Annotated in this window: 7 protein-coding genes; 1 reads left to right on the forward strand and 6 read right to left on the reverse strand. The window is 40.1% G+C overall.

Annotation, left to right across the window (positions count from 1 at the left end):
- Positions 1-24: 24 nt before the first annotated feature.
- Positions 25-2,514: an ATP-dependent Clp protease ATP-binding subunit gene (locus tag ABVC65_RS04535; protein ID WP_353582690.1), complete on the forward strand. Its 2,490-nt coding sequence runs from the start codon at positions 25-27 to the stop codon at positions 2,512-2,514.
- Positions 2,515-2,810: 296 nt separating this feature from the next.
- On the opposite strand, the gene ABVC65_RS04540 is transcribed toward ABVC65_RS04535, so the two are convergent.
- From ABVC65_RS04540 to ABVC65_RS04565, 6 genes are read right to left on the reverse strand one after another with little or no spacing between them, the layout of a single operon-like run.
- Positions 2,811-5,783: a type I restriction endonuclease subunit R gene (locus tag ABVC65_RS04540; protein ID WP_353582691.1), complete on the reverse strand. Its 2,973-nt coding sequence runs from the start codon at positions 5,781-5,783 to the stop codon at positions 2,811-2,813.
- Complete coding sequence (locus tag ABVC65_RS04545) at positions 5,780-6,817, reverse strand: virulence RhuM family protein (RefSeq protein ID WP_353582692.1); 1,038 nt, start codon at positions 6,815-6,817, stop codon at positions 5,780-5,782. Before ABVC65_RS04545 ends, ABVC65_RS04540 begins: the two co-directional genes overlap by 4 nt.
- 2 nt (positions 6,818-6,819) lie before the next feature.
- The gene (locus tag ABVC65_RS04550; RefSeq protein WP_353582693.1) at positions 6,820-8,172 is read right to left on the reverse strand and encodes a restriction endonuclease subunit S; all 1,353 of its coding nucleotides are present in this window, start codon (positions 8,170-8,172) and stop codon (positions 6,820-6,822) included.
- Positions 8,169-10,175: a type I restriction-modification system subunit M gene (locus tag ABVC65_RS04555; protein ID WP_353582694.1), complete on the reverse strand. Its 2,007-nt coding sequence runs from the start codon at positions 10,173-10,175 to the stop codon at positions 8,169-8,171. The genes ABVC65_RS04550 and ABVC65_RS04555 overlap by 4 nt, the downstream gene beginning before the upstream one ends.
- A gap of 8 nt (positions 10,176-10,183) precedes the next feature.
- Positions 10,184-10,315, reverse strand: coding sequence for a helix-turn-helix domain-containing protein (locus tag ABVC65_RS04560; RefSeq protein WP_116692174.1), 132 nt, complete (start codon positions 10,313-10,315; stop codon positions 10,184-10,186).
- A 9-nt stretch (positions 10,316-10,324) separates the two neighbouring features.
- The gene (locus ABVC65_RS04565) at positions 10,325-10,966 is read right to left on the reverse strand and encodes a type IIL restriction-modification enzyme MmeI (RefSeq protein WP_353582695.1); all 642 of its coding nucleotides are present in this window, start codon (positions 10,964-10,966) and stop codon (positions 10,325-10,327) included.
- Positions 10,967-11,033 lie beyond the last annotated feature (67 nt).

The following is an 11,033-nucleotide window of genomic DNA, read 5'->3' on the forward strand; positions in this document are numbered from 1 at the left end:
GAAGGATAAGAACGGAAGGCAATTATGTTTGAACGGTTCACTGACCGCGCTCGGCGTGTGATTGTGCTAGCTCAGGAAGAAGCGCGCTCTCTTCAGCATAACTATATTGGTACCGAGCATATTCTCTTAGGTCTTATTAGAGAAGGCGAAGGAATAGCAGCAAAAGCTTTAAACGCCAAAGGCGTAGAATTAGACAATACTCGTAAACAAATAAAAGAAATGATTGGCACTGGTACTGTCTCGCCTAGTGGACACATACCTTTTACTCCGCATGCTAAACAAGTGCTTGAGCTTAGTTTGCGTGAAGCATTGCAATTGGGGCACAGCTATATTGGTACCGAGCATATTCTTTTAGGCCTTATTAGAGAAGGCGAAGGTGTTGGAACGCAGGTGCTTATTAAGATGGAGGTCGATTTAGGAGATCTTCGTAGCACCGCAATGGATTTGATTCGCGGAAATTCTGGAATACCAGAAGACGGCCAGAAAGGTGATTTGGCTAATGCGGGAGGAGTGCAGGATAAGAGGAATCAGTCTGGTTCTGCACTGCTAGATCAGTTCGGAAGGAATCTTACTACAGAAGCTGAGCAAGGGAAGCTTGATCCTGTTATTGGTCGTTCAAAAGAGATTGAGCGCGTTATGGTTGTGCTTTCTCGCAGAACTAAGAATAATCCTGTTCTTATAGGTGAACCTGGTGTTGGTAAAACAGCTGTTGTGGAAGGTCTTGCGCAGAAGATTGTTGCTGGAGATGTTCCAGAAACGTTAAAGGGCAAGCAGGTTTATTCTCTTGACTTGGGTTCTATGGTTGCTGGATCTCGTTATCGTGGCGATTTTGAAGAGCGCTTAAAGAAGGTGCTTAAAGAAATTAAGACTCGTGGAGATATAGTTCTATTTATTGATGAGATTCATACTATTGTTGGTGCTGGTTCTGCAGATGGTGCTTTGGGTGCTTCTGACATGCTTAAACCTATGCTTGCGCGTGGTGAGCTACAGACGATTGGTGCTACAACTACCGATGAGTATAGAAAGTATATTGAAAAGGATGCGGCTTTGGAACGAAGATTCCAGCCTATTCAAGTTCAAGAGCCTTCTATTGCAGAGACAATTGAGATTCTAAAAGGTTTGCGTGCACGCTACGAGAATCATCATCACGTAACCATTACGGATGCTGCTTTGCAGTCTGCAGCCGAAATGTCCGCTCGCTATATTCAAGATAGGAATTTGCCAGATAAGGCGATTGATCTTATTGATGAAGCTGGAGCTCGCCTACGTATTAAGCGATTGACAGAGCCACCAGAGCTTAAGGAACTTGATTCTAAGATTTCTAAACTTTCAGAAAAGAAAGATGAAGCTATTAAGAATCAGGACTTTGAGAAGGCTGCCGACTTGCGAGATGAGCAGGAAAAGCTTGAGGAAGAACGCAAGAATAAAGAGCAGGCTTGGCGTGAGGGCGAATCTAATGTGAATATGGTTGTAGACGAGGATGTTATTGCATCTGTTGTTTCTAATACAACTGGTATTCCTGTTGTTAAGCTAACTCAAGCGGAATCCAAAAAGTTGCTCGGTATGGAAGCGGAGCTTCATAAGCGTATTATTGGTCAAGATGAGGCTGTTTCTGCGCTTTCTCGTTCTATTCGTCGTGCGCGAGTAGGACTGAAAGATCCAAAGCGTCCTTCTGGATCGTTTATTTTCGCTGGTCCTACGGGAGTTGGTAAGACAGAGCTTGCTAAAACCTTGGCTCAATTCCTGTTCGACGATGATGATGCTTTGATTCGTGTTGATATGTCGGAGTTTGCGGAAAAGTATGCAGCTTCTCGTCTTTTCGGCGCTCCTCCAGGATATGTTGGCTACGAGGAGGGTGGCGAGCTTACGGAGAAGGTTCGTAGAAAGCCATTCTCGGTGGTGCTTTTTGACGAAATTGAAAAGGCTCATCCAGATATTTTCAACACTTTGTTGCAAGTGTTAGACGACGGTCATTTAACAGATGGCCAAGGAAGAAAAGTTGATTTTAAGAACACGATTATTATCTTGACTACAAATCTTGGTACTCGTGATATTGCTAAGTCAGCGAATACTGGTTTTAGTCTTGGCAATAATGCGGATGCATCTTACCAGAGGATGAAGGATCAGGTTAATTCGGAATTGAAGCGTCAGTTCCGTCCAGAGTTCCTAAACCGTTTGGATGATACGATTGTGTTCCGTCAGCTTACTGAGCCAGAGGTTCGTCAGATTGTTGATTTGGACGTTAAGCGTTTGAATGACCGTCTGTTTGAACGCCATATGACTTTGGAGCTTACAGATGCAGCTAAGAATCTTCTTGCGCAAAAGGGCTTTGACCCTCTTCTTGGAGCAAGACCGTTGCGCAGAGTTATTCAGCGTGATATTGAGGATGCTATAAGTGAGAAGATTTTGCTTGGCGACTTAACAGATGGCGAGCGCGTTGAAGTTGATGCGGAAGGCGAAGGTTTGCTGGGGGAGTTTATTTTCCGCGGCATAAAGTTTGATGTTGAGTCTTGATGTTGAGTTCTAAATAACGAAAATATTCTAAATAACGAAAATCCCGGTGTGTAAATCTCATCGGGATTTTTGGGTTTTTGTGGGTTTTATAAATAACTATTGTTCCGATAAATAAAATATGTTATTCCGATACTGTTTATATTATTCAGATAAATGAATTTTTTCTTTTTATGCGGTGTCTTTTTTGCTTTTAGGGGGTGTTCTTAGGTTTAAAACATGAGGAACATCCTACACTTTTTTAACAAAAGAAGATGTGACTTCTAAAATTTAAAAGTCACCTCCTTTACTTTTACATGCTATTTTTCTTCTTTTGGCGGCGTGTATGGTTTACCTTCTTTGTTGTAAGTGAGATTAAATACCATATCAGATAACCACTTCTTGAATGAAGGGTTATCTTGGAATTGTTTGAATAATTCCATGTTATCGGACATGATGGCAAAAATTACTTGTTGTAAAGCTCGTTCGCTTTCTAACCGTGCACTTTGCTCATCAGAATTACGCATAGCATTTTGATATTTTTTGTCCCTTGAAACCATTGCCGGAATTTCCAGAATTTGTCTTTTAATGTTATCAGAATCTTTCCAATCGATATTTCCGAAAATATCATTGAAATTAGAAAGGATGTTAGACAGCAAATCCATCTCAGGATTTAATATATGTGGCGTACTTTCTGATGGAACGGGAGCCACTTCTGTATCTACATCTTCTAATTTTATGGATAGACTATCTCTTGCTTCATTTCGATAGCTTTCCAAGTCAATTGAGTCAAGAATTCCCTGGGATAAGTCTTCTTCTCTTGGAGACGGAAGCTTTGGAATAAGAAGATTTAGGAATATCGATAGCTTTTCCCACCCAGCATTACCATATGGCAGAATCGTACCTAAGAATCCGTAGGTTCTAACAAAGGTTTTAGCAGCACTTTTGAAGGTAATCTGATCATCGGTATCCAGTTGTTTGTATAGAGTTGTACATGCGTCTAAATAAGGGTCAATTTGGTCACGTTCTGCACCACTCAAATAGTTATTAACAAGCAGTTCTACATCATTTTTAGTATAAACCTGATAATTTTCCATTTCTGTTACCAGGTCATACAGCTTATTGGGGTCGGTTTCACCAGAGAGAATTGTTGTCTTATAGTATGTTGAAAACGCTTTGGCAATATCTTCAGGTTTATTTGCAAAATCAAGCACAAAAGTATCATGTTTTTGTGGGTGAGAACGATTCAATCTTGATAGTGTTTGTACAGCTTTAATGTCATACAAAAGCTTATCGACATACATTGTATGCAATAGTGGCTCGTCAAAGCCTGTCTGGAACATATCAGCCACAATAAGCAGACGATACGGGTCTTTCTCAAATTCTTTCGGAATTTTAGCATCTGAAAAACCGTTTAAACTTGCTGAAGTTAAAGGTGGTTCTTGACCGTTATACGCATGTTCACCGGAAAAAGCGATAATAGCTTTATATGGACTATGGCGATCAGCTAAGCATTTATTAATCGCAAAGTAGTATTCAATACAGCGTGGGATACTTTCTGTTACAACCATTGCGCGTGCTTGACCACCAATTTTTCCTTTTGCTATAACCTGTTCGTGGAAATGATCTACCATCATGGCAGCTTTTTTAGCTATGGTAAAGCTATTGCCTTCAACAAAGCTACGTAGTTTTTTCTGTGCACGCTTTTTATCAAACATCGGGTCGTTTTTCACGGTTTTTATAAGCTTATAATAGCTGTCAATAGCCGTGTAGTTTTTCAAAACGTCTAAAATAAAGCCTTCTTGAATAGCTTGCTTCATCGTGTAGATATGGAAAGGCCTATGTTTTATTTCTCCGTCTTCCTCGTATAAAACGCCAAAAGTCTCCAAGGTCTTATTCTTTGGTGTAGCTGTAAAAGCAAAATAGCTGGCATTGCAGAGTAGCTTTCTGCCTTCCATCATGACGTTAATTTTGTCTTCATTGTCACTTACGTCATCTGAAGTGCGGCCTGATAAAGCCAAGTTCATCTGAGCGGCGTTTCTGCCGCTTTGACCTGAGTGGGCTTCATCGATAATAATGGCGAAATGGTTGTTTTTATGCTCTGGGCCAATTTCTGAAACTATATAGGGGAACTTTTCAACGGTAGTAATGATAATGCGCTTACCATCGGTAATTGCTTTTCTTAACTCGTCTGAGTGATCTGCCCATACGACTGTATTGTTTACCTGCATAAACTGTTTGATCGTATCACGAATTTGTTTATCTAGAATTTTTCGATCGGTTACAACGATCACTGAGTCAAGAATCGGGTGCCCGTCCCGTTCAAGTTCTATGAGCTGATGAGCGAGCCATGCAATGGAGTTTGATTTACCACTGCCGGCACTATGTTGAATAAGATATCTCTTTCCAACACCATGTGCTTTGACATCAGCTAAAAGTTTAGTGACAACATCTAGCTGATGGTAGCGTGGAAAGATTTGTTTTTCTGTCTTCTTCTTAGTCTCTGGGTCAATATCGATAACAACTTGAGCATAGTTTTCTATGATGAGAGCTAACTTTTCCTTTGTTAAGATATCTTTCCAAAGGTAATCTGTCATAATGCCATTCGGGTTCGGAGGATTTCCAGCACCATCGTTGTAACCTTTATTGAACGGTAAGAACCAACTATCTTTACCTGCTAATTTTGTGCAGAACTTAATTTGTGCATCATCAACAGCAAAATGAACCATACAACGCTTAAAGGAGAATAGAAGCTCTCGTGGATCTCGATCCATCTTGTATTGTTCTACAGCATCATCTGTATTTTGTTTGGTGAGCTGGTTTTTTAATTCAAAGGTGATTACAGGAAGTCCATTAATGAACACGCAAAGGTCAAGTGCTAGTTTGGTTGCATCGGAAGAATAGCGAAGTTGCCTTGTTATGCTAAAAATATTTTGCTCAAAATGTTCTTGTGCTTTTATATTATTTTCACTCGGTGTGAGATAAAACAGAATAATGTCTGCAGGATAAACTTTGATTCCATTACGTAAAACATCGATAATACCGCGTTTAGCGAGCTCTGATTGTAGGCGGTTCAGGAACGAACGTCTTTTTTGTTCAGATTGTCCTATGCCTAACAAATCAAATTGTTCAGGCTGCGTTGTTTTAAGAAAGCGGAAAAGTCGCGTTTCATCAATGGCGTATTCCTTGTTGTAATCGGCGTTAGATCCTTCTTCATAACCATTATGTTCAACAAGCCAATTGACAATGAGTGTTTCTAGGCCGTTTTCTTTTGTGTTGGTAAAAGTTATCATTGTTCTTCCTCCGATTTTTTCTTTGCTGTTTTCTCAAGGCTTTTTATTGTGTCAAGGTAAGATTTTTCAACGGGAGAAAGATTATTGACAATAAAACGCTGATATTCTTTATCGGCTTTTTCCATTGCCTGCTTATGGCTGACTTTGCCTGCGCCATTTAAAAGCTTTTCTCCGGTCGCAGCAAGAATATGATCTAAGTGCTCTACATAATCACTCATATGCATAGGATTGTGACGCATGGCTTGCACTTCAGCAAAATCGAAATATCCTGAAACAATACTATTCAATATCTTCAGCTCATCTTCTGATAAATAATTTTTAGCAATATGCGTGTCTTTTGATGTTGGAAAATCGCCGGAAAATGTAGTAAGGCCCATAAAAGGTTTATTCGCATCTGCTCGTTCATAAATCACTTCAGCTGCGGTGTGTCCATGAGCAGCATAGTGAAGCTTATTTTGCACCATCTTGAAGAATGCAAGGGATTCTCTGCTTTTTGGGTTATAGTCCACGCTTGTTGCATATAAATCCAGCACTTGACGATACATGACTTTTTCTGAAGAACGAATATCACGAATACGATCTAAGAGTTCATGCCAATAATTGCCACCTCCGAGCTGTTTTAAGCGTTCGTCGTCCATGGTAAAACCCTTGATCATGTACTCTTTCAAACGTTCAGTTGCCCAACGACGAAAATTCGTCGCGATTTTGGATTTAATGCGGTAACCAAGGGAGATAATCATGTCGAGATTATAGTGTGGAATATCTCGTGTAACCTGCCTTGTACCCTCTGTTCGAACCTGTCGGAAATTCCGACAGGTTGAAACTTCATCAAGTTCATCTTCTTCATAGATGTGTTTAATATGTTCAGTTATGTTTGTACGAGATGATTGAAATAGCTCAGCCATTTGTTGTTGCGTCAGCCAAACTGTTTCATCCACGAAACGCACGTCAATTTTTGTTTCACCATCATCGCTTTGATAAATAACAAGATTGCCTTGATTGTCGGCACTTAATATTTTTTTGTCTTCAGGCATAATTACACCTCCTCTGGTATTTCATCTTCTCTCTGTAATGTGTCGTTATCATCTGATTTATAGAGAGTTTCCTCAACTTGTTCATAGTCTGGTATATCAACGTCTCGCACATCTATCTTACCGGTAACCACGTCGGCAATAAGGCTTGATTTGAGGTCGTGCAGGTTGGTGATTTGTGCCTGCTTTGCAGCTATTAAGCGGTCAATCTCCGCACAACGTGCGTCGAGAAAACGAGCTATTTGCTCTTGCTCGTCGCGTGGTGGGACGGGAAGCTTTACACTTTGAAAAACATTAGCTTTGATTGTTTTTCTCAGGCCCGTATATAAAGGTTTTAGTAGCTTATTATTGTCTAATGAAAGATAGTAGAAATATACATAAAGTGGGTTTATATTGTTTATCTCCATAATTGTATAGGCACCGGTTATCATTCCGTTATATTCAGATAGTCCGACTGTTCTTGGTGTTTCATCAATATCAAAAAGACAAAAAATCATATCGCCTTTTTTCACGATTTTATACTTATCATATGTTGCTGAAAATTTGCCACCGGCGTTCAAATCACGTCGTATAACTCCGCCCAATGTCAAAGAGAGCAAATCGTATGCATTAGAATTACTGCCAACTACTTCAGAGTGTTCTGTAAATATATTTTTATTACGCCTTAAAGCCCAATGCTGTGGAATTTTTCCTAGCCAGGGAATGCCGCTGTCTTTCATGGGAACGGTTTTGTCAAGGCCGTGCGTAACAGCATCGCTAATGGTTGCTTTTTTCAGTTCCTTCAGTTCCGTTATTTCGTGTTGCTTGATGTTGATGAGCTTATTGATGCTTGATACTTTCCAATCGAGAAAACGCACAATTTGCTCTTGCTCGTCGCGTGGTGGGATAGGTAGCTGCAGATAACGAACATCCTTAAAGCCAATAGATTGCCGAACACCACCACCAAGTCCATAGAATATTTTTAGCGTGTCGTATGTATGTAATAAATAGGCTAAAAAACTGCTGTTAGTTCTTGGTTTTATATTCGTGTAGGCTGAGGTAATGATGCCTTTTTCCATTACAAGTCCCGTTCTAAGGCTTGTATGATCATTTTGTAAATCAGTAAAACGAAGGATAATGTCCCCTCTAGAAATTATCTGATAATTGTCGTAGTTATTAGGCACAAGTCCACTGTTAATGTTCTTCTTCTTAATTATCCGACCGTAACTTAAAGACATAACAGGAAACATTTCATTCTTTGGTTTTTTAACCTTTTTCTCAGCAGTAATTTGAGACAAAAAGCTCCAGTCCCAATGCCTTGGGATTTTTGGCAACCACTGAATACCCGTTGCCTTATATTCCTCATAAGCTTTTCTCATTTCAACCCCTCCATGATGCTATCTACCAAAGTTTTTGTTTCCCTTTCAAGGCAGGTGAGGTTGATTAAAATGTCATCCATGTTCCTAAGCTCAACAGGCTTGTAGAAGAATTTCGTAAAGCTAATTTCATATCCAATCTGGCGTTTGCTGCTGTCTTCATACGCATCGGGAGCATATGGCAATACTTCTTTTTGCACAAAAGCGTCAATACCGCCTTCGTACGTAAAGGGCACAATTTCCGTGTTGCGTAAATCGGGGTCTGCTTCATCTTTGACGGCTTTGGCTGTTTCGTCTCTTTCAGTGATGAGTGGACGGATTTTCTTAAGCTGAGTAGCTTTGAGCTTGGTAGCTTTTGCAAACGCCGTCCAATCATCAAGCGGAGTATCAGCAGGTATATGATCTAATGCGATTCGTACGCTTTGTAAATCCTCATCTTTTTTGAAGGTGTCCGCTGGTATTTCCCGCTTAGGATAGATACGCAAACGTAACGGTCGCTCTACAGTAATTGACCAGTAGCCAAAGTCTTCGTTCTTAAAGATTTTGCTGACTTCGCTTTCTTCCATGTCCATGAAGATACGGACGATTTCTTTGCGGAGTTCAGGTGTAAATTCGCAGTTTTTCTTACCCATATTCTTGCGTAAAGCCGACTTCATAGCAGTGGCATCAATGAGTTGAATTTTACCTTTGCGTCGCTCTTCTTTGCGGTTAGAAAGAATCCAAATATAGGTAGCAATACCCGTGTTATAAAACATATTGTCTGGCACGGCGATGATAGCTTCTACGAGGTCGTTTTCAATAAGATAGCGGCGTGCATTGCTTTCGCCGCTTCCAGCATCACCTGTGAAAATAGAAGAGCCATTGTGAACTTCAGCAATTCTGCTGCCAAGTTCGGTATCGTTTTTCATCTTCGATACATTGTTAAGTAAGAACAAAAGCTGACCGTCGCTCACACGAGGAATCATGTTGAGTTCTTCGCCGCCTTCTAAGTAGGCATTAAAGCGTGTATCAAGAATTTCTTTCTTTCCGCCCATCTTGTCGGCATCTGTTTTCCAGTTTTTGCCATATGGTGGATTGGAAAGCATGAAATCAAATTGTCGTGAAGGGTTGGCATCAAGAGAAAGCGTAGATCCATAGGCAATATGCTCAGCCTGTTCGCCATCACCCTTTAGGAGCAGGTCTGCCTTTGCTATTGCGTAGGTCTCTGGGTTAATTTCTTGTCCAAAAAGATGAATTGATACTTGCTTGCCACGTCTTTGAGCAAGGGTTTCTAGGCGCTCCTGAGCAACAGTGAGCATTCCTCCCGTTCCACACGCTCCATCGTAGCAGGAGTAGGTGGCATCTTTAATTTTGTCTGCAACAGGAATAAAGATTAAGTCGCTCATAAGCTCGACGACATCGCGTGGTGTCCAGTGTTCGCCAGCTTCTTCATTGTTTTCTTCGTTGAAACGGCGCAAAAGTTCTTCAAAGATAGTTCCCATGCCATGATTATCAAGTGCAGGGTGTTTAAGGATTGTTTGTTTTTCGTCTTTGTAAATCGGATTTGGCGAAAGATTAATGTCTGGTGAGACGAATTTTTCAATTACAGCACCAAGGATACCAGCATCAGCCATAGTTTTGATTTGTTCTCTGAATTTAAACTTCGCTAAAATTTCTTGAACGTTTGGTGAAAATCCGTCTAAGTAAGTCTCAAAATCGGTTTGTAATGTTTGCATTTTTCCACGTGAAGTTAAATCGCGTAGGGAAAAAGGTGAGGAATTACAGAAAGCTTGTCTTGCTGTTTTGCAAAGCGCTGGCCACTGGTTGTCAATTCCAACACTATCAAGCTGTTCTTTCAGTTTAAGGACAGCTTCTTTTGTAGGTTCAAGAACTGCATCAAGGCGGCGAATAACCGTCATTGGCAGAATAACATCACGATATTTACCACGAACGTAGACATCTCTTAAGCAGTCATCAGCAATACTCCAAATAAAACTAACAATAGCATTATGTGTTTGATTATCCATTATTTCACCTAATTGTTCTTTACCTGTTTTACTTCGCAAATGTCTTTGATGTCGCATTCCAAGTATTGACAGATGCGTAGTAGTGTCTCTGTATTCACGTTCTCACCTTTGCTAATTCTAGCTATGGAAGCTGATGATATTCCAGCATCTTAAGCATATAAGCAAAACACTATACGAACAGTTAGCAGTGCTAAAGAATGATGTTCTTCTTCACTATTCGGATCTACATACTGTTTTTCTAGTTCGTTGTGTAAGTTAGCTACTAATAATCCTGCTTTTTCAGAAAGCTGTTTTTCAATATAGTTTCGTGAACGATTCTCGCTAAAAATATTACGGAACACTGTTAAATGTTCAGTAAGCTTATCTAAAGTGAATTCTTCAACAGGTGACTTCTGCGCTCTTGGATCTTTCTCAAGATCGTAGAAGCGAAAAGTATTAAAATTGCATGTACAAATAAAAGTAGGCTTTTTACTGAGTGGAAGATTGTCGGAATATCTTACAGCTTGCTCAGCAGGAGTAACTAAAGTGCCTTGTCGTTCTTCTGGCTTATCAAGATCAACATTCTTGCTTTTTTGCTCTACAAGAAAAAGAGAATCAGGGCACAACATGTCAATGTACCCACGGTTAGCAGTACAATACTCAAACTCAGTATTGTTTATTGTATCTGGAATATCCAAAATATTTTGCATAAGATCAAGCCAAAACTTCTGTGTTTCCTGCTTCTCGTCGCCGCGACCTTGCCAGCGCTCAATAAACTCTGCTTCCTTTTTATGCTGATCTGCGATATTCATGAGTTTATTATCCAACTTGCTAGGGATTAACTATTTTTTTTATTATTCAATTTGTACATAAGAACAA

The sequence above is a fragment of the Gardnerella vaginalis genome (assembly GCF_040427915.1).
Taxonomy (GTDB): domain Bacteria; phylum Actinomycetota; class Actinomycetes; order Actinomycetales; family Bifidobacteriaceae; genus Bifidobacterium; species Bifidobacterium vaginale_C.